Here is an 18,339-nt window from a genome sequence, read left to right on the forward strand (position 1 = left end):
CCTCCCTCACCAGTAATATCGTCTTCTTCGCAACCGTCGCACGTAGCCATAGATCATACCCACGACGAAGCCCCCGATGTGCGCCCAATACGCCACACCAGAACCTGTTGGGCTGTCCAGCAAACCGCTGAGCACTTGGAAGATGAACCAAACGAACAAGTACGTGAACGCAGGTATGGCAACCAAAAAAGGCATAAAGAAATATAGAGGCACGAGCGAAACGATACGCGAATATGGAAAGAGTACGAAATAAGCCCCCATGACGGCGGATATCGCACCGGAAGCTCCAACCATCGGAACCTGTGATCCCAGATTCAGTGAAAAGTGTACCAGACTCGCGAGCACACCGCCAGACAGATAAAAGATCAAAAACCTAACGTGACCAAGCTCGTCTTCCACGTTATCTCCAAACAATCCCAGAAACCACATGTTTCCAATCAAATGGGACCATCCACCGTGCAGGAACATGTGACTCAAGAAAGTCAACCACTTGTTCGAATACAAGCTCAAACCCGTGCGGAGCTGCCACACCGTGGCCCACCTCGTCGACGTGAATCGCGCCGGTACGAGTCCAAAATTGTACAGGAACTCAATCAGTTCGACACGGCTAAGCATGACTTGGTAGATGAAGACCACAACATTGATCGTGATCAGCCCATAGACCACGTACGGTTTTCTCCTGCTCGGTATGGTGTCGTACAGAGGTATCAAACCACCACTTCCCCGTTTGTCTTCTTAATAACAAATTTTATCACAAAACTTCTTCGATAATTCCGCTACCAAGCACGAGCTCACCATCGTAAAACACCGCTGCTTGACCAGGTGTGATTGCGAAAATGGGTTGCTGTGTTTCAACATGCGCTTCGCTTCCGTTGTGTCTCACGAAACATGGCACTTCTGATGTGTTCTTTCTTACTTTTACACTTGCTGTGAACTCTTCGGGAAGGTACTCCAATAAGTTGAGACGGCTCACCGAGAAGCTTTTTCGGTAAACATCCTCCTCTTTTCCAACGATTATTGCGTTCCTTCCCGGATCGATTCGCACCACGTACGTTCTCGACCCCAGTGAGATTCCAAGTTTCCTCTGACCCACAGTGTAACGAATTAAACCTTTGTGCCTGCCCAATTCTCTGCCATGAACATCGTAGATCGGACCTTCACTGAATTCCACGTTGTGTTCTTTGAAGAAACGTTCCTGATCGCCGTCCGGGATGAAACACAGATCTTGAGATTCCTGTTTCGAATGAACGTGAATCCGTGCCTTGACTGCGATTTCTCTCACTTGAGACTTGGTTTTGTCACCATTTGGGAAGATGATCTTGGCGAGTCTGCGTCTCTCGATTGAGGCCAAAAAGTAGGACTGATCCTTCTCTCTGTCCAGCGCTCTGTAAAGCTTACCTTCGACGATTCTCGCATAATGCCCGCTGGCGATCATGTCCGCACCATCGTTCAGGATGAGATCCATCACGAAACCGAACTTGATCAATCTGTTGCACAGATAGCATGGATTGGGCGTTCTTCCGTTTTTGTATTCCTCCAGATAGTACTGGATCACGGTTCGACGAAAGACGTCCTCCACGTGGATCACTTTTAGTGGCACAGAAAAGTGTTTCGCTATCAGCTGAGCATCGAACGTGTCGGCGGGAGAGCAACACACTTTGTGTTTTATCTGTCTGGTGAGGTAGAATTCGTCCGGCATGGTTTTCATGTGATAGGCGATCACCTCGTGACCTGCTTCGAGCAAACTGTACAGTGCCACCGCGCTGTCGACTCCACCACTCAGTAGAACTCCGACTCTCAATGCTCGACTCCTCCCATTTTCATTGTACCTCAAATCGTGTTCTTGCTCGAATGACGCAACATGTGGTAGAATTCTCATAGCGTTGACTTAAGATTTGTTTCATTAACCAGTAGTTATGGAGGTGCGACTATGGCCAGAGTTGTTACCTTCGGAGAGATCATGATGAGGCTCGCAACACCGAATTTCTTGAGGTTTGTCCAGACGAGGAGTTTCGATGTCACCTATGCTGGGGCGGAAGCGAACGTGGCCGTCTCACTCGCAAACTTCGGTCTGGAAGCATCATTTGTGACGAAACTTCCCAAGAACGAGTTCGGTATCGCAGTTCTGCGCTATCTCAGACAGTACAATGTGGATACGTCTCACATAATCTTTGGAGAGGGAAGGCTGGGTGTCTATTTCCTTGAAACCGGCTATTCTCAAAGGCCTTCGAAAGTGATCTATGACAGGGCAAATTCCGCGTTCGCCCTTTCCAGCCCCGAGGAGTACGACTGGGATCGGATCCTGAACAACGCAAACTGGTTCCACTTCACCGGAATAACGCCGGCACTCGGGGACAACTTGGTGCAAGCGTGTCTCGATGCTCTGAAGAAGGCCAAAGAGAAAGGCATAATTGTGTCGTGCGATCTCAACTACAGAGCCAAACTGTGGAGCCAGGAAAAGGCGAGAGAGGTGATGTCACAGCTCGTTAAGTACGTCGACGTTCTCTTCGCGAACGAGGAGGACGCGGAGAAAGTCTTCGGTATAAAGGCGGACGAGAGCAACGTCGTGGAGGGTAAACTCAGTTTGAAAGGATACGAGCAGGTGTGTCGCAGGCTTAAGGAAAGGTTCGGTTTCAAAAAGGTGGCGATAAGCCTGCGAGAAAGCATCGTTGCCAATCTAAACGGTTGGTCTGGTGTTTTGCTCGACGGAGACGATTTCTACAGTGCCAAGCAGTACACAGTTCACATAGTCGATAGAGTTGGCGCGGGAGATTCCTTCTCTGCAGGCATCATATACGGTCTTCTGAACGGTATGAAACCTGAAGAAACTCTGGAGTTTGCCGTTGCTGCTTCATGTTTGAAACACACGATCGTCGGAGACTTCAACGAGGTCACCGTCGACGAGGTGAAGAGCCTGATGAAAGGTTCTGGAAGTGGAAGGGTTGTGAGGTGAAATTCATGTCCATCTACTCGGTTGAGAGATCTTTGAAAGTCCTTGAGTACATCGCTTCGAAAAGGAACGGTGTCAGGGTTCGCGACGTTGCGGAATTTTTGAACGTAACAGCACCAGCGGCGTTCAAGCACCTTGAAACACTTGTCAGGTGTGGCTACGCGTTCAAAGATCCGTACACCCACAGATACTTCGCCTCCTACAAGCTGGCCGAGCTCGGGAGCATAGTCCTCAGGAACATAGAAGTGCGCGAGATAGCCCATCCACTCTTGATCGAATTGATGGAGAAGACCAACATGACGGTCCATTTCGCCCTCAAAGATGGTTTCGAAGGTGTTTACGTCGACAAGGTCGAGAGTGCAAGAACGATTCCAACAGTTTCGAGGATAGGAATGAAGATGAGACTGTACTCAACGGGTTTCGGCAAAGCCATCCTCGCTTTCCTGAGCGAGGAAGAGCTCGAACAGTATCTGAAGAACGTACCACTCAGCAGATGCACGCCAAACACCATCACAAACCCTGAAAAACTCAAGCAAGAATTACTCTTGGTGAGAGAAAGAGGCTACGCCATCGACAACGAGGAGAATGAATACGGGGTCAAGTGCGTTGGAGCACCGGTGTTCGATTACACCAACAAAGTCATTGGTGCCATCAGCGTCACAGGCGCGGCTGGTCTGCTGAACGAAGAGACCATACCAAAAATCGCTCGCGAGGTCATGAACACAGCGAGAGAAATCTCGAAAAAGCTGGGGGCCGTCATCGTTTCGTGATACCGTATTTCTTGATCTTGTAACAGAGCGTTTTGTAGTTCAAGCCAAGCGCTGAGGCCACTTTCTTGCGATTCCAGTTGTACTTCTCCAAAAAGAGTCTTATGGCTCTCTTTTCAACGCTCGTGACAACCTTCTTCACGTACTCTGGCAATCTCAGGTCTTGCTCGGCCCGACTCGGGATCGAATTCACGAAGTAACTGACCACGTCCAAGCCTGCCGCATACATGTGTACCACTTTGACAAGCTCCTCCGTGTTCCCAGGCCAATCGTATTTCAGAAACAGGTCCATGATCTCTTCACTCGGGAACTTCAATGGTAGGTATCTGTGCTTCTGGTGTATCGAAGAAAGAACCCAGTCGACCATGTAGGGAATATCGTTCTTACGCTCTCTCAAGGGGGGAATGCGAAGGTTGTGAAAACCTTCCACGGGAAGATCGCTGAAAACGATCTTTTTCGTCTTACCGTTCAGATTGACCTCGAAGATGCCCTCTTCGTGCTGCACGTACTTGCCCGCGGAGAAGTATTCAAGATACGCAAGCAGGTGCACTCCTCTTTCAGCCACGAAAGCGATCGCCTTTTCACAACCGTTGCGAAGTTTTTGAAGTTCCCTCAAGATCTCATGCGCGGTTAAACCCTGTAGTTCAGCAAAGTTGTACAGCACCTCGTGCTTCCTCTTGAGTTCATCCAGTTCGAGCCTGCTCTCGAGATACCTGATGGCCATCGTCACACCGTCCATCGAACTGACGAAGATCGTGGTGGGATTGTCGAATTTCTTCGGTCCCATCACCACGTCCCAGAACTCTTCGAGTAGCTTTTTGTCGTAGTCATCTTCATCATAGAAATCAACGAAGAGCCTCTCTTTGCTCGAGGAAAGTTCAACACTGCCGAGCACGTTCGAAGGCAGCAGGACCTTTATCATACCTATCCCTCGCTCGCGCTACACGCCATGGCGATCGAGAGCAACTTGCTCTCTGCGGTGTCCGCCCTCGAAACGAGCACGATGGGTGCCTTTGCGCCGATCACCATCCCCGCGATCCTGCCGTTTGCAAGATAGATCGCAGATTTTCCAAGGAAGTTGCCCGAATGAATGTCGGGCACGATCAAGAGGTCCGCACAGCCTGCAACCGGACTCCTCACTCCTTTCACTTCCGCAGCTCTCGGGCTCAAAGCGTTGTCCAGGCCCAGCGGCCCGTCGACGATGCAGTTTTTAATCTCACCGCGCTGGTTCATTTTCGCAATTATTGCAGCTTCAACTGTCTCGGGCATGGCAGGGTTCACCGTCTCGACGGCACAGATGAGAGCCACTTTAGGCAATTCGTAACCCAGTTTGTGCAGAACTTCCACCGCATTGTTGATGAGCTTCACCTTCTCCTCGAGTGAAGGTCTTATAACAATACCTCCATCCGACACGAACACGATCCTGTCCAGTGCGGGCACCTCGATTGCAGCGAGGTGTGTCAGAAGTCCTGCACCTCTCAGTCCCCATTCTTTGTTGAGCACGGCCTTCAAAAGGGTTGATGTCTTCACAAGGCCCTTGACCAGAACATCCGCACGTTTAGAAGAAACGAGCTTCACACCCTTCTCGCTCGCATCGCTTTCGTCAGTACTGTCGACAAGTTCCGCATCGGTTAAATTTTCGTAGCTTCTCAATTTCTCCAACTTTCCCACGAGGAAGATGCGATCCACCAGTCCTTCCCTTTTCGCCATCAAAGCCGCCTTGACGGCTTCTTCGTCCTCGGCTCCCACGACGACGAGATTTTTCTTCCTTCCCCTCTTCGCCATTTCGATCAGTTCACCGAGAGACCTCATATTTCACGACCTCCAATCGCGGGCTGCCATCGCCACATAAACTATCGCCATGATCGTGTTGAAAACCACAGGATAATCGTTGTGGACGAACCTCACGGTACGGCCGTCGATCCTCTCAACGCCAGGGATCAGCTCGGCCATGTCCGCGTACACCGTGTCTTTCATTTCGATCTTCAGCTCCACAGGAGCGTCGAATCCGTACAACACCAGTTCGTTCCTCGGGATCTTCACAGCTTCGGCAGCCGCTCTTTTCATCTCCTCGAACAAACGCTTCTTCGGTTTCATGATGGCTGCGTAACGTCCAAGCCCCATCTTGGTATCTACAAAAAGCCACGTGCCATGAAATTCTTTGTCCAGCTCCTCTTTGAGCGCACCGTCACCCACGACGAGACAGATGGGAACGTTGTGGTGCGCGGCAAACCCAGCATTTATGAGCGCCTCGTTCATCCTCTTTCCGTTGATCCAGACGTTGTGTATCAAAGAACTCGAATACGTGTGGTCCATGATTGCGTTTTTGGTCCCGATTCCAGCATGATAACCCAGAAAGATGACTCTATCGAATGTCGAATCGAGACCGCTCATCATGTAATCTTTCCTGATTGGACCGTGCACAAGACTGACGTTATCGAACTCTTCACATATCTTGTAAGGTATAGCCGTACCAGAGCCATGAGCATCACAGATCAACACCTGATCAATTCCAACTCCCGAAGAGAACAACCCCTCGAGCAACGCTCTCAAATGTTCTTGCAAAGCTTCCGAAGCTTCCTTCTTACTGGTGTCGACCTCTCCCCACGTGGCGATACCCGCCAGACCTTCCATGTCGACTGAAACATATATCTTCATATGATCCCTCCTCATCGTTTACCTTTTCGAATCATACCACGAAGAACACTCGAAGATGGTATGATCTTTTTGGTGATCGAATGGTATTCGTCGATCCGAGTGGAACGATACCGATCTCGCTCACTGGAAAATTCTGTCATATGAACTGTGCGCACTGTGGTGGGCACTATCTCAGTCACATGAAGACTTTGCGGGAGATGGACCAACTTGCAAAAGAAGGACGCAGGAGCTTCCTGATAAGTGGAGGACTCGAGGAAGATTTTCTCGTGCCTTTCAGAAAACATTTGCATCAGTTGAGGTATCTAAAAGAAACGTACGAACTTTCCTACAACTTCCACGTGGGTTTTCCGCAGTCGCCCGTTATAGAACTGGAAGGCTTGGCCGACGTTGTGAGCTTTGACTTTTTCGCGGATCCAAAGGTCATGGAAGCCGTCTATGGGTTCAGCGTTGAACCGACGAAACTTCTGGATGCCATCGCACGAACGAGGGTCGTCGCCGTGCCACACATAACAGTTGGAATTCTGGAAGGCCACATCTCACACGAGTACGAAGCGCTGAAAATGCTTTCGGAACGGTTCAACGTTGTGGTCCTGAACGTCTTCGTACCGACTCCCGGAACGAAGTTTTCCCAAGCCCTTCCACCTGATCTCTTGCAGGTGAAAGAACTTTTCAGTTACGCCGCCGAGAACTTCGAGCATGTAATACTCGGCTGCATGCAACCTCGCGGTGAGTACAGACGCTCATTGCAGCAATCTGTGAAAGATTTTGTGAGCGTCATTGTGAAACCAGTGTTCAAGGTCGATTTCGATTTCAAAGGTTGCTGCGCCCTTTGGTTGGCGAAATCCAAAGTGGAGGTGGTGAAGCATGTACGATAAAGAACAACTCAAGAAGATCGCTGAGGTGTTCGAACATTGGCAACAGCAGACAGAAAACGACATGAAGAAGTTTCCAGAGAGGAAACAAAGGTTCCTTTCGAGTTCGGGATACGAGTTCAAGAGATGTTACACGCCACTCGATGTGGCGGAGCTGGATTATTTGAAAGACCTCGGCATGCCGGGAGACTATCCGTACACGCGAGGCGTTCAGAGAACGATGTACCGTGGAAGGCTCTGGACGATGAGGCAGTACGCAGGCTTTGGAACCGCGGAAGAAACGAACAAACGCTTCAAATACCTTTTGCAACAGGGTCAAACGGGCTTGTCGGTGGCCTTCGATCTGCCCACACAAATCGGTTACGATTCAGACCATCCTCTCGCAGAGGGCGAGGTCGGACGTGTGGGCGTCGCGGTGGACTCCTTGAGGGACATAGAGATACTCTTTGACGGTATTCCACTTAAGGACGTCAGCACCTCCATGACCATAAATTCCACTGCGGTGATCCTCCTGAGCATGTACGCTGTGACAGCACAGAAGCAGGGGGCGAAGATTGAAGAACTCAGAGGCACGATACAGAACGATATCCTGAAGGAGTACATAGCGAGAGGCACATACATCTTCCCTCCTGAACCATCAATGAAGATCGTCACAGATATTTTTGAATTCTGCGCTCAGCACATGCCCAAATGGAACACGATAAGCATCAGCGGCTATCACATAAGAGAGGCCGGCGCCAGCGCAGTCCAGGAACTTGCTTTCACGTTCGGTGACGCGATCGCTTACGTCGAAGCGGCCATCAAGGCCGGACTGGATCCGAACGTGTTCGGAAGACAGTTGTCATTCTTCTTTGCTGCACACAACAACTTTCTGGAAGAGATCGCCAAGTTCAGAGCCGCAAGACGCATCTGGGCGAAGATCATGAAGGAACGTTTCAACGTTACCAACCAGGACGCTATGAGACTCAGATTCCACACGCAGACGGGTGGTTCCACACTCACAGCACAACAACCACTGAACAACATCGTTCGCGTGGCGATCCAGGCACTGGCGGCCGTACTCGGTGGTACTCAGTCTCTGCACACAAATTCCTTCGACGAAGCACTCGGTCTTCCGACAGAACAATCCGTACAGGTCGCACTCAGGACACAGCAGATAATCGCCTACGAATCTGGTGTTGCGGACATCGTCGATCCACTGGCAGGTTCCTTCGCTGTGGAGGCTCTGACGAACGAGATCGAAGAGAAAGTCTGGGAATATCTGGAGAAGATCGACGCTTTGGGTGGCATGGTCCGTGCGATAGAACTTGGATACGTTCAGAAGGAGATCCACAAGAGTGCATACGAGCAACAGCTGGCGATTGAAAAAGGCGAGCAGATCGTCGTGGGAGTGAACGCGTTCCAGACCAAAGAAGAAAAGCCGGTTGAGAACATCCTCAAGGTTGACCCCGCACTTGAAGAGAAACAGAAAGAGTCCCTCAAACAATTGAGAGAACAAAGAGACAACAGGGCCGTCGCGAGCGCGTTGAAAGAATTGAAACAAGCTGCGCAGGAAGGTAAAAACATCGTTCCTTACGTTTTCGAAGCAGTCAAATGCTACGCGACCCTCGGCGAGATCAGCGATGTTCTGAGAGAAGTTTACGGAGAGTACACCGAGAGCACATCGATCTGAGGGGGTGAACCAGATGAAGAAGTACAGGATCTTGATTGCAAAACCTGGTTTGGACGGACACGATCGCGGTGCAAAGGTCGTCGCACACGCCCTGAGGGATGCGGGTTTCGAAGTGATATACACCGGTCTGAGACAGACTCCCGAGCAGATAGTGAAAACTGCGATCCAAGAGGACGTCGATTTGATAGGGCTCTCGATCCTGTCTGGCGCACATTTGCAGTTGTCGAAGAAAGTGATCGAGCTGATGAAAAAAGAGGGCATAGGGAACATTCCAGTCTTCGTGGGAGGCATAATCCCACCCGACGATGTACCCAAGTTGCTCGAGATAGGTGTTGTACGTGTGTTTGGACCAGGAACACCGCTTTCGAAGATCGTTCAGGAGGTCAGAGAGGTTCTGGAAGGGGTGGCGAGCACGAGTGGATCATAAGCAGATCGCCAAGCTCATAACGTTGATAGAAAATGAACCTGACAGATCGAGGGATATTCTGAAAAAGCTGCCGAAGAGGATCTGTCCTGTGATCGGCTTCACGGGAAGTCCTGGCGTTGGCAAGAGCACGCTGATCGACCAGGTGATCGCGAGGCTCAGATCCATCGGGAAAACGGTCGCGGTCGTTGCGGTGGACCCGTCCAGTCCGTTCAGTCAGGGTGCCTTCCTCGGCGACAGGGTCAGGATGAAGAAACACTTTCTCGACGAAGGCGTTTTCATAAGGAGCATGGCGTCGCGTGGTGCGCTCGGTGGTTTGAACGAGAGTATCTACGACGTCGTGGAATTGCTCGAATCTGTCGGTTTCGACTACGTTCTGATCGAGACGGTGGGCGTTGGTCAGGCCGAAATCGAGGTTCGGTATGTGGCTGATGTCGTAGTACTGGTGTTGTCACCAGGCTTCGGAGACGAAATGCAGCTTTTGAAGGCCGGCGTCATGGAGATCGCGGATATATACGTGGTGAACAAATCGGACCTTGAGGGGAACGACTCACTGTACGATCAGCTCGTTGGTTTTCTCACCTTTGCTGGAAGAGATGCCTCGAGCGTCGTGAAGACCACGGCACTGAACGGAAACGGAGTAGAAGAACTCGTCGACAAAGTAATAACCTTGTGGAAGAGTCTTGCCGAAACCGAGAGGTTGAAGCAAATGAGAAAAGAAAGGCTGAAGCACCACACGGAAACGCTTGCGAGAAGAACGTTGCAGAGATATCTTTCAACCGTGGATTCACAAGATCCTTACGAAAGTGTCGAGCTGGCGTTGAAATCTATGTGTGAACGTCTGAAATATGGTCAGGGGGGAGGGACTTGAACCCTCGACCTCCGGACCCCGATTCCGGCGTTCTGGCCAACTGAACTACCCCCTGAGCCAATACAAATGATACCACAGAGGTTGAGCTTTGACAACTGTTGAAGAGTAACTGAACACTTGCACGAAAGAGAAGATGGTGGTAAAATAAAAGCTGCGGGGCGTGGCGCAGATTGGCTAGCGCGCTTGCATGGGGCGCAAGAGGTCGCTGGTTCAAGTCCAGTCGCCCCGACCAGGCGGCGAGAGCCGCCTTTTCTTTTCAAAGCAATCTCACCCGCCAACGCTCTTGATAGTTGTGACCCGAGGCTCACGCCTTTTTCAAGTTTGCTGGCTGAAACGCTCTTGAGCTTGATGAATCAATCGCCATGCTTCTTCGCGCCCTTGCCATCCGAGAATCTCGGTAGATTTTTCTTCTAAGGTTTTGTACACTGTGAAAAAGTGCTCGATCTCGAGGAGAAGGTGCCGAGGCAAATGCGTTAGGTCTTCAACATCATTAAAACGAGGATCCACGGTGGGCACCGCCAGAATCTTTTCGTCACGTCCCCTTTCATCTTGCATTATCAGCACTCCAACGGGTCGAACCTGCACAATACATCCAGGGAATGTCGGCTCATATGTCACAATGAGGACATCCAGCGCATCTCCATCTTCCGCAAGAGTGTTCAAAATGAACCCGTAATCAGCAGGATAATGCAAGGGCGAATAAAGCACACGGTCCAGTCGGATCCGACCGAGTGTTTTGTCGAACTCGTACTTGTTGCGACTACCTTTAGGGATCTCCACCAAAGCTTCCACCTGATTCACAATTATCACCCCACTTCATTAGCGCTCAGCTTTCATCATACCTCACGTAGATATTGTGAGTCATAAGTTCCCCGGTAAGGTTTTTTGCAAATCATTCGGACCAACATTCAAATCCAAGAGACGGCGTTGAACCCCAAACAACCCTCTTGACCATTTCTGCGAGATAGTGTAATATAGCCTTGGTTGAGCCCCCATCGTCTAGCGGCCTAGGACACTGGCCTTTCAAGCCAGAAGCAGGGGTTCGAATCCCCTTGGGGGCGCCAGAGTGTTCTACTTTTTTGAACGAATCTCAAAGGAAGAACCGCTCCTCTCTGGAGCGGTTTTTCACGCCCGTTTCTTTGACTGAACACACAACAAAAAAGAGGTGGGTTCGTGACCCACCTACTGATCGGGAAATTCATTTGAAGCTTGGCTCCGGCGGCAGGACTCGAACCTGCAACCTAGTGGTTAACAGCCACCCGCTCTGCCGGTTGAGCTACGCCGGAGCGCCAGTTCAGTTATCGACAATTATTCTATCAAAAGCTTTTTCCATTTCAAGTGTAGAGTTATTTACTCTTAGATTAACGCTGAGAAGAAGCAGGTGATGCCGATGTGGAAGGACTTGCCGAAGGGAATCAAGCTTTATCTTCTCTTCTATTCTGTGAGCGGGTTTTCCTTCTCCGCGCTCATCGCGGCTCCGACGCTCGGTAAGGTTTTGAACATCTCCATTCAAGAGCTCGGTTGGCTTTTCAGTTTTTCCTACATCTTTCAGGCCATTCTCACTTACGTCTTAGGCAGAAAGTTCGAAAGTATAAGCGTGAACTATGGTTACGCGCTCGCCAGGATGTTCTTCGCTCTGGGAAGTATCCTTTTCGTCCTGGCACGTAACGTCTATGGGTTCGTGGCAGCACAACTTTTGCTGGGTGTCACCGACGTCCTATATCCCTGCCAGGTGATGTACGAAAGGGCGCTCTTTCAGCCGCAGAAACGTGAACAGATTTACTCTTTGCAGTTTCTCATCACTGAGTTCACGAAGGCCATCGTTTACTTCTTCCTGGTGTTCATTCTGTCGAAGTACATGAAAGATCTCAGATTTCTCTCGACAATATTCTTCCTGACCTTCCTGACGAACATCTTTTACGCTTTCGCCTTCTTGAAAATCCTGCCACGTGTTCAGAGCGGTTCGAGTCTTCACGAACACCACGTGCTGGCCACGAGCGTGAATGGGCCCTTCATTTCGATAATGCTGCATCAGTATCTGGCGTACATGGCCTTCAGTTTTTCAAGCTTTCTCATCATTTCGTACTATCTCATGGACCGTTTCAATCTGGACAGTTCCTCGCCCTTTCTGTTCGAAATGATCTTCTCTGCCTCGGTGGTCACATCGTATCTTTGGAAAAGAAAGACCAGGAACAACACAGTAACGAATTTAGTCATCGGCTCTGTGCTAATTATAGTTACCTTCGCCCTCTGGTTCGTACCCAACGTCTACGTTTTTTTCGCTTCCCACACGCTCATGGGACTTGGATTCATCCTGTGGTTTCCCGCCAAGGAAACGGTGAAGATAAGTCTATCACCGAAAGAACTGGGTAGGTGGGAAGGTTTCTTCCAGGGATTGAACATCCTCAGTAGAACCTTCGTTCCCGTTGTGTCAACACAGATCGCAGGAAGGCTCGGACACAGATGGGTGTTCCTGACCTCGGCTTTCATCTTCAGTGCGAGCCTGCTGAGTTCAATTCCAGCAGTGAGATGGTTCTACAAAATCGGAAACGTCAGGACATGAAAAGCTCTTCCGCGTTGCTCGCGAGAACAGCTGCAACATCCTCAAGATTCATGTCCAGGATCCTCGCGATCTCTTCGATTACGAACCTGACGTAGATTGGTTCGTTCCTCTTGCCCCTCACCGGTTGGGGGGCTAAGTAAGGACAATCCGTCTCGCTCAGAACGTTTTCGATTCCGATAGTTGCAACGACTCTTCTCAACGTGTGATTCTTCGGGTACGTGATGGGACCACCTATACCGATGTACATGCCGAGTTCAACGAACTTCATTGCCCACTCTTCATCCGCAGAGAAGGCGTGTACAACACCACCTCTCATTGGCAGTCCCACGCGGCTTATGATCTCGTAAGCATCCTCGTAAGCATCCCTAACGTGAACTATCACGGGTAGATCGACATCTTTCGCAAACTTCAGCTGTTCCTCGAAAACTTTTCGTTGTTGCTCTTTGGAAGACAGCATCCTGTAGTAATCCAAACCACATTCGCCAATTGCGACAACCTTTTTGTATTCGATCAGCTCTTCAAAAGCTTGCAAGAAGTTCTCTGGGACATTCGAAGCTTCGTGGGGATGAACACCAACTGAACAGTAGATTTTATCGTGTTTCTCACTCAGAGAAAGTGCTTTTTTGGAATCCTCGATGTCTATGCCCACGTTGATGACGAAAGAGAAGTTGTGTGAATCGAGTTTCTGAAGCACCTGATCCAAGTCCTTCTCGAACTGGTGAAAATGCAGATGTGCATGTGTGTCTGTCAGCTTCATTGTTCTTATACCCCCTTTTGCAATTAGAATTCTATCAGGGAAGGAAAAAAGATGGTGTGGATCAGAAAGCCGTGGGTCGCGCTCACTCTCATGTCGCTTCTTGGGATTATTTCAGCATTACAGCTTCCAAGACTAAATGTGAAGGCTTATTTCAAGGCGCAGGTTTTCAAAGAATCACGTTACGTGATTGCAGAGAGGGAGATATCGAAAACTTTCTACCTCAGAGACGTTGCGATCGTCGCTGTTCCTTACAGGACAAGAGACGAGGTAAACGATGTGGCTCGAGAGCTTCGAGATCTCTCTGGTGTTTCCATGGTGATCAATCCTTTTGAATTTCCCCTCACGATGGTCAACAACACGTCCCTCGCTCAGCGGCTCAGGCTCGTTGGACAATACGAAGGGCGCGACTATGCTCTGCTTGTGACGTTCATCTCTAAAAGTCCCGAAGACACTTCGAGAAGCATCTACCGGATGATGAAGGCGAGGGATGGTCTGGTCTTCGGAATTTCGTACATCGGTGCGATGGCGATAGATTACGTTCGAATGATTCTCATCTACCTCACTCCAGTTGCGCTCACGATCATGTTCGTGATCTTTCACCTCACACTCAAGAGTTTCTGGACCGCGTTGCTCGCGTTTCTTCCCAGCATTCTGGCCACCATCTACCTGCTCGCTCTGTACGCGGCGATAGGCAAACCGATCAGTATGGAGAATGTTCTAATGCCGTTCATAACGTTGATAATGGGAAGTTCTGCGGCGCTCCACTACGTGAACAGGTACCTGACTCTGAAAGATCCAAGCAGATACGAAAGATCTTACAAGGCGTTCAAGGAGACTTTTTCCGCATTGTTCATGACCGTTCTGACCACAGTGGTTGGATTTTTGAGCCTTGGTCTCACAAGTTCCCCAGTGATGAGGGAGATCGGCCTGAGCGGCGCAGCTGGTATGACCGCAGCGGGGGTGGCAACCTTCGTGTTTTTGCCACCGATAGTCACACTCATCGAAGACAGAAGAACGCCTGACATGATCGAAAGAAGGAGCTTGACGAAGAGAAGAACCAAGTTGCTGGTTTTCCTTTCACTGTTCACGTTCTTCTGTTTTTTCATCGGCAGAGTACAGGCGGATTTTCACTCTCTGCTGTTCTTCAGGTCCAACTCCAAGGTCATGAAGGGGGCTCGCGTGGTGGAAGCCATCGCAGGCATAAAGGTGCCCGTTTTTCTGAAAGTCGATATGAACGAGGACGTTCAGAGTCAGGAAGGTCTCGAGGCCCTGAAAAAGGTGCGGGATCGTTTGAAAGATCATTGCGAAAGAATCTTCTCAATTTTGGATTTGTACGAGTTATTTCCACAGCCTCTGCGGAATCTCATTTCGATGCTGTTACCCGAAGGGATCCTGTTCGATCGCAAGAGCAATTCTGTTCTCGTGATTGCCTTCCCAAAACGAGTAGACAGCAGCACCTACAGGCAGATCGAAGAAACCGTCTCTTCACTTGCTTGTGGTCCGATCAGGTCCATCGAGCTCTCTGGCGAAGATTTCAAGTACATGGAGATGAACAGGTTCGTGATCCAGAACTTGCGAACGAGTCTGATGTTTGCCTTGCTTGTTATAGCGCTCATGATGGGGCTCACGCTGAAAAATTTCAAACTCGGTCTTTTGAGCTGTCTGCCCATCGCAGCGACGTTGCTGAGCCTGTATGGGGCGATGGGACTGTTGAAAGTACCATTGAACGCCATAAGCGCTTGCATCATGAACATCGTACTCGGTGCAGGGATAGATTATGCAATACACTTCTGTTGCGCGTACCTGAAACATGGTTCTCTCGAACGAGCCTATCTATTCACCCGAAGGCCTATCATTGCCAACGCTCTCGGTGTCGCTCTGGGCTTCTCCGTGTTGTTCTTTTCTCCCATGAAGGTCCACGCGCACATCGCAGCGCTGATATTCATCGGGATGGTCCTGGCCTCGAGCTACACCTTGCTCTGGCTGACCTCAATCCTGCCGAACAGGGCTCACAACGCGCGTGATGCGAGAGACTTGTCTTCGTCCACTAACCTCTGGTAGAGTTCGATTCTCTTTTTGAAGTCCGCCTCACTCATCTTTCCCCTGCTTGTGTAGACGTTGGTCAATTTCTTGGGAAGACTCAACCCGGCGAAGTTGAAACCCAGCCTCTCTTTGAGCAAGTATTTCATCCCATGCACGGTGTGGGCGATCTGATTCATCTTCGATTCATCGATGTCGAATCCGACAGTGTTCAAACACTCAACTACCTTCTGTGGAGTGTAGACACCCCGTGCAAACAAACACATCACCAAACTGTTGGTGAGGACGCGCCAGACACCTTCTTCATACATTGCCCTGACTTCTTTCTCGATGTCTTCAGAACGTCCCAGATACTTTTGATCGACGCTGTATCCTGCACAGTCTAAGTGCGAATGTCTCACACCCACTGCGTATCCGACGAACGCGTCTGGACCGGTCATGTACCCAGGAGCTTCGTTTTTGTTGAAGCAGATTGCGAAATCTTCACCGCCGTACTTTTTTGCACAATAGTGAACACCCTTTTCGAGATCTCTGTAGAATTCGTTTTTCCCGAGTGCGATGTTCTCAAGAACCTTCAAATAAGTTTCCACATCGCCGAAGTTCAGGGCGAGATCTTCGGTCTGTTTCAGCGTGATGAAACCCCTTTGAAACGCTTCAGTCGCCCACGCAAGCACAACACCAATGCTTATCGCGTCCCAACCTTGTCGCTCAACGAAGTGAATCAGTTTGAGCACATCTTCCGCTTTCGAAACGCTGACATTCGAGCCCAGCGAATAAATGAGCTCGTGATCGTAGGAAGTCTTCAGAGCCTTGTACATGTGCGGATCAGCGAACAGTTCCCTCAAGACGCCCATGTGGATGCATCCTATGGGACAGTGCGCACAGGAGATCTGCTGTGCGAGGAGATGGTCTGCGAAATACTCGCCACTTATTCCCTGAGCGCTTTCGAAGAAGCCTTGAGAAAAGTTCCGCGTCGGAAGACCCATTATTTTCGAAAGCGGAACCACATTCGCCGCCGTGCCGAGATCTCTGTACTTGTATGTGTTTTCACTCTCGACGAGTTCCTGAAAAATTCGATCGTAGAGCGACTGATATGATCTTTTATCTCTCAGTTCTGGACAGTTGCTTCCTGACACAACGATCGCCTTCAAATTCTTTGAACCCATGATCGCACCGAGGCCCAACCTTCCAAAGTGCCTTGAAGAATCCACAGTAACAGCGGCAATGGGAGAAAGCCTTTCACCCGCTGGTCCGATCCTGACGATGCTCTTTTTGCCCTTGCGGTGATCTTCCTTTTCTCTGAGAATTCTCTCGGTAGCAAGTGCGCTTCGACCCCAGAGCGAACTGCAGGGAACAAGTTTCACGCTATCATCGTCTATGGACAGATAAACGGGTTTTTCAGCCCGACCAACGATCCTGAGAACGTGAACGTTGGCCGAAAGCATCGCGAGATGAAGTCTTCCACCCGCATGGGATTCGCCGAGATCGCCCGTCAAAGGTGATCTGAACATCGCAACGGTCTTCGACATGCTTGGAAAATAGCCGTTGATAGGACCTATCGCGAAATAAATTGGAGAATTTTCAGAGAACGGATCCAAATCCTTTGTGATTTCCTGCATCGCAAGATAAGTCAGCACGCCTGTGCCACCAATGAACCTTCGAAACAGTTCACTCACATCCTTTTCCTCGACCTTTCCGCTCGTCAGATCTACGGACAACATCCTGTACATCAGCCCACCTCCTCCATAGCGAGGACTTTGGTCGGACAGTAGCGAACACAAACACCGCAGTGGTGACACACGATGGGCACTTGTTCCTGTTCGTCCCACTGGAGCGCGTTCGCAGCGCAGGCTTTGATACATTTTCGACAGTGTGTGCACAGTTCTTTCACCAGTTCCACACCGAAACCGCGTTTCGAAACTCTGAGCGCTCCAGTTGGACACGCCGCGGCACACTCTGGATCCTTGCAAGCTTGACACACGCGCACAGAGAATGCGCCTTCGACTCCTGGATAGTTCTTCACCCTCATGGCTGACTTCTCTATTCCAACAGCTCCGTGCCACGTCCTCGTGCAGGCAAACATGCAAGAATAACATCCTATGCATCTTTCTCTGTCTTTCACGACAAGCTTCTTCGCCACGTTCTAAGCCTCCTTTCGTTGTTGAGCCTTTTTCGACAGAAAGAATTGTATTAACCTGACGAGAGTAAATACAACGAAACAGAACACCGTGCCCGTCACGGCACCAGACACATCTATCATGACATCGTTCAAAGAAGCTCCTCTTCCTCTGAACTGCTGAAGATACTCATCCAAGCTCGCCACGAGTGCAGGAAGAGAGACTGAGACGATTACAGCCATCAAGACTTTGCCTGAGTAGGCGAAAGCGAACCAGAAAGAAACGATGCCGAGCACCATGTAGAGTCCAAAATGCGCAGATTTTCTGACGAGCTCCACCGTGGGCATCTTTCTGTCTCCAGACCAAAGTTTGTTCAGGCCATTCTTGATCCTCACGAAAAGCTCAGTCTCAGAGAGATCCAACATTTGATCGATCCTCTTCAAGATGTCGTAGGCCCAGCGAGCCTGTCTGGACGAGACGACAGCGTTTCTTGTGCCGAAGTAAAGCACGACACCAGTCCAGAGAATCAGGATCGTTACCAGCACAAAGGTCCACCTTCGATTCATCAGCTCTGCTCTCCTCACAACAACATTCTGCCACGATGAAATGAACACGGAACATTCCGATTTTTTTCAGAAAATGTTGCTT

At 50.0% G+C, this 18,339-nt stretch carries 18 protein-coding genes and 4 tRNA genes; 10 read left to right on the forward strand and 12 right to left on the reverse strand.

All coding sequences use genetic code 11. The annotated features are described in order from the left end of the window. Window positions 1-6 precede the first annotated feature (6 nt). A complete protein-coding gene (locus AJ81_RS10455; protein ID WP_031502827.1) occupies window positions 7-711 on the reverse strand; it encodes a rhomboid family intramembrane serine protease in 705 nt (234 codons plus the stop codon). Between the two features lie 40 nt (window positions 712-751). Continuing rightward, complete coding sequence (gene mnmA, locus AJ81_RS10460) at window positions 752-1,801, reverse strand: tRNA 2-thiouridine(34) synthase MnmA (protein WP_031502828.1); 1,050 nt, start codon at window positions 1,799-1,801, stop codon at window positions 752-754. 129 nt (window positions 1,802-1,930) lie between these two features. Here mnmA and AJ81_RS10465 point away from each other — a divergent pair, with 129 nt between their 5' ends. Further along, window positions 1,931-2,953 carry a sugar kinase gene (locus AJ81_RS10465; RefSeq protein ID WP_031502829.1) on the forward strand — a complete coding sequence of 341 codons (1,023 nt, stop codon included), beginning with the start codon at window positions 1,931-1,933 and terminating at the stop codon, window positions 2,951-2,953. Window positions 2,954-2,958: 5 nt separating this feature from the next. After that, the gene (locus AJ81_RS10470; RefSeq protein WP_031502831.1) at window positions 2,959-3,720 is read left to right on the forward strand and encodes an IclR family transcriptional regulator; all 762 of its coding nucleotides are present in this window, start codon (window positions 2,959-2,961) and stop codon (window positions 3,718-3,720) included. On the opposite strand, the gene AJ81_RS10475 is transcribed toward AJ81_RS10470, so the two are convergent. The 3 genes from AJ81_RS10475 to AJ81_RS10485 are packed head-to-tail and all read right to left on the reverse strand — an operon-like array spanning window position 3,707 to window position 6,375. Beyond that, window positions 3,707-4,639 carry a helix-turn-helix domain-containing protein gene (locus AJ81_RS10475; RefSeq protein WP_031502832.1) on the reverse strand — a complete coding sequence of 311 codons (933 nt, stop codon included), beginning with the start codon at window positions 4,637-4,639 and terminating at the stop codon, window positions 3,707-3,709. The two genes, AJ81_RS10470 and AJ81_RS10475, sit on opposite strands and share 14 nt — an antisense overlap. Before the next feature lie 2 nt (window positions 4,640-4,641). Then, entirely contained in the window at window positions 4,642-5,529 is an 888-nt protein-coding gene (locus AJ81_RS10480) for a bifunctional enoyl-CoA hydratase/phosphate acetyltransferase (RefSeq protein WP_031502833.1), read from the reverse strand. 3 nt (window positions 5,530-5,532) lie between these two features. Beyond that, complete coding sequence (locus AJ81_RS10485; RefSeq protein WP_031502835.1) at window positions 5,533-6,375, reverse strand: M55 family metallopeptidase; 843 nt, start codon at window positions 6,373-6,375, stop codon at window positions 5,533-5,535. Window positions 6,376-6,455: 80 nt separating this feature from the next. Here AJ81_RS10485 and AJ81_RS10490 point away from each other — a divergent pair, with 80 nt between their 5' ends. Genes AJ81_RS10490 through meaB form a run of 4 tightly spaced genes read left to right on the forward strand, consistent with a single transcriptional unit; the run spans window position 6,456 to window position 10,214 of the window. Beyond that, window positions 6,456-7,250: a radical SAM protein gene (locus AJ81_RS10490; protein ID WP_031502837.1), complete on the forward strand. Its 795-nt coding sequence runs from the start codon at window positions 6,456-6,458 to the stop codon at window positions 7,248-7,250. Beyond that, window positions 7,240-8,919: an acyl-CoA mutase large subunit family protein gene (locus tag AJ81_RS10495; RefSeq protein ID WP_031502838.1), complete on the forward strand. Its 1,680-nt coding sequence runs from the start codon at window positions 7,240-7,242 to the stop codon at window positions 8,917-8,919. The genes AJ81_RS10490 and AJ81_RS10495 overlap by 11 nt, the downstream gene beginning before the upstream one ends. A gap of 13 nt (window positions 8,920-8,932) precedes the next feature. Continuing rightward, window positions 8,933-9,346 carry a cobalamin B12-binding domain-containing protein gene (locus tag AJ81_RS10500; RefSeq protein ID WP_031502839.1) on the forward strand — a complete coding sequence of 138 codons (414 nt, stop codon included), beginning with the start codon at window positions 8,933-8,935 and terminating at the stop codon, window positions 9,344-9,346. After that, window positions 9,336-10,214: a methylmalonyl Co-A mutase-associated GTPase MeaB gene (gene meaB, locus AJ81_RS10505; RefSeq protein ID WP_081708907.1), complete on the forward strand. Its 879-nt coding sequence runs from the start codon at window positions 9,336-9,338 to the stop codon at window positions 10,212-10,214. The genes AJ81_RS10500 and meaB overlap by 11 nt, the downstream gene beginning before the upstream one ends. Here meaB and AJ81_RS10510 read toward each other — a convergent pair. Then, window positions 10,193-10,269: transfer RNA gene (locus AJ81_RS10510), tRNA-Pro, on the reverse strand. The genes meaB and AJ81_RS10510 overlap by 22 nt on opposite strands. Window positions 10,270-10,368: 99 nt before the next feature. Between AJ81_RS10510 and AJ81_RS10515 the strand changes: the two genes are divergently transcribed. After that, window positions 10,369-10,446 (forward strand) — tRNA-Pro (locus AJ81_RS10515). Window positions 10,447-10,529: 83 nt separating this feature from the next. Here AJ81_RS10515 and AJ81_RS10520 read toward each other — a convergent pair. Beyond that, complete coding sequence (locus AJ81_RS10520) at window positions 10,530-11,015, reverse strand: inorganic diphosphatase (protein WP_197536848.1); 486 nt, start codon at window positions 11,013-11,015, stop codon at window positions 10,530-10,532. A gap of 187 nt (window positions 11,016-11,202) precedes the next feature. Here AJ81_RS10520 and AJ81_RS10525 point away from each other — a divergent pair. Next, window positions 11,203-11,278, forward strand: a tRNA-Glu gene (locus AJ81_RS10525). A 146-nt stretch (window positions 11,279-11,424) separates the two neighbouring features. Here the strand turns inward: AJ81_RS10525 and AJ81_RS10530 are convergent. After that, window positions 11,425-11,500: transfer RNA gene (locus tag AJ81_RS10530), tRNA-Asn, on the reverse strand. Window positions 11,501-11,604: 104 nt separating this feature from the next. Between AJ81_RS10530 and AJ81_RS10535 the strand changes: the two genes are divergently transcribed. Then, on the forward strand, window positions 11,605-12,777 hold the full coding sequence (locus AJ81_RS10535; protein WP_081708906.1) for an MFS transporter: 1,173 nt from the start codon (window positions 11,605-11,607) through the stop codon (window positions 12,775-12,777). On the opposite strand, the gene AJ81_RS10540 is transcribed toward AJ81_RS10535, so the two are convergent. Beyond that, window positions 12,767-13,534 (reverse strand): TatD family hydrolase, encoded by a 768-nt coding sequence (locus tag AJ81_RS10540; protein ID WP_031502847.1) that lies wholly within the window; start codon window positions 13,532-13,534, stop codon window positions 12,767-12,769. The genes AJ81_RS10535 and AJ81_RS10540 overlap by 11 nt on opposite strands. A 51-nt stretch (window positions 13,535-13,585) precedes the next feature. Between AJ81_RS10540 and AJ81_RS10545 the strand changes: the two genes are divergently transcribed. After that, a complete protein-coding gene (locus AJ81_RS10545; protein WP_031502849.1) occupies window positions 13,586-15,595 on the forward strand; it encodes an efflux RND transporter permease subunit in 2,010 nt (669 codons plus the stop codon). Here the strand turns inward: AJ81_RS10545 and AJ81_RS10550 are convergent. Genes AJ81_RS10550 through AJ81_RS10560 form a run of 3 tightly spaced genes read right to left on the reverse strand, consistent with a single transcriptional unit; the run spans window position 15,544 to window position 18,236 of the window. Beyond that, window positions 15,544-17,304 (reverse strand): aldehyde ferredoxin oxidoreductase N-terminal domain-containing protein, encoded by a 1,761-nt coding sequence (locus tag AJ81_RS10550; RefSeq protein ID WP_038059558.1) that lies wholly within the window; start codon window positions 17,302-17,304, stop codon window positions 15,544-15,546. The genes AJ81_RS10545 and AJ81_RS10550 overlap by 52 nt on opposite strands. Then, window positions 17,304-17,714, reverse strand: coding sequence for a 4Fe-4S dicluster domain-containing protein (locus AJ81_RS10555; protein ID WP_031502853.1), 411 nt, complete (start codon window positions 17,712-17,714; stop codon window positions 17,304-17,306). Before AJ81_RS10555 ends, AJ81_RS10550 begins: the two co-directional genes overlap by 1 nt. Before the next feature lie 3 nt (window positions 17,715-17,717). Further along, a complete protein-coding gene (locus AJ81_RS10560; RefSeq protein WP_157724373.1) occupies window positions 17,718-18,236 on the reverse strand; it encodes a VanZ family protein in 519 nt (172 codons plus the stop codon). Between the last annotated feature and the right edge of the window lie 103 nt (window positions 18,237-18,339).

Source organism: Pseudothermotoga hypogea DSM 11164 = NBRC 106472, from assembly GCF_000816145.1.
Classification (GTDB): Bacteria; Thermotogota; Thermotogae; order Thermotogales; family DSM-5069; genus Pseudothermotoga_A; species Pseudothermotoga_A hypogea.

What these genes read in the sequence shown, in the direction of transcription:
- AJ81_RS10465 (WP_031502829.1), top strand. Translation starts at nt 1,931, where the DNA reads ATGGCCAGAGTTGTTACCTTCGGAGAGATCATGATGAGGCTCGCAACA.
- AJ81_RS10470 (WP_031502831.1), top strand. Translation starts at nt 2,959, where the DNA reads ATGTCCATCTACTCGGTTGAGAGATCTTTGAAAGTCCTTGAGTACATC.
- AJ81_RS10475 (WP_031502832.1), bottom strand. Translation starts at nt 4,639, where the DNA reads ATGATAAAGGTCCTGCTGCCTTCGAACGTGCTCGGCAGTGTTGAACTT.
- AJ81_RS10480 (WP_031502833.1), bottom strand. Translation starts at nt 5,529, where the DNA reads ATGAGGTCTCTCGGTGAACTGATCGAAATGGCGAAGAGGGGAAGGAAG.
- AJ81_RS10485 (WP_031502835.1), bottom strand. Translation starts at nt 6,375, where the DNA reads ATGAAGATATATGTTTCAGTCGACATGGAAGGTCTGGCGGGTATCGCC.
- AJ81_RS10490 (WP_031502837.1), top strand. Translation starts at nt 6,456, where the DNA reads ATGGTATTCGTCGATCCGAGTGGAACGATACCGATCTCGCTCACTGGA.
- AJ81_RS10495 (WP_031502838.1), top strand. Translation starts at nt 7,240, where the DNA reads ATGTACGATAAAGAACAACTCAAGAAGATCGCTGAGGTGTTCGAACAT.
- AJ81_RS10500 (WP_031502839.1), top strand. Translation starts at nt 8,933, where the DNA reads ATGAAGAAGTACAGGATCTTGATTGCAAAACCTGGTTTGGACGGACAC.
- AJ81_RS10535 (WP_081708906.1), top strand. Translation starts at nt 11,605, where the DNA reads ATGTGGAAGGACTTGCCGAAGGGAATCAAGCTTTATCTTCTCTTCTAT.
- AJ81_RS10540 (WP_031502847.1), bottom strand. Translation starts at nt 13,534, where the DNA reads ATGAAGCTGACAGACACACATGCACATCTGCATTTTCACCAGTTCGAG.
- AJ81_RS10545 (WP_031502849.1), top strand. Translation starts at nt 13,586, where the DNA reads ATGGTGTGGATCAGAAAGCCGTGGGTCGCGCTCACTCTCATGTCGCTT.
- AJ81_RS10550 (WP_038059558.1), bottom strand. Translation starts at nt 17,304, where the DNA reads ATGTACAGGATGTTGTCCGTAGATCTGACGAGCGGAAAGGTCGAGGAA.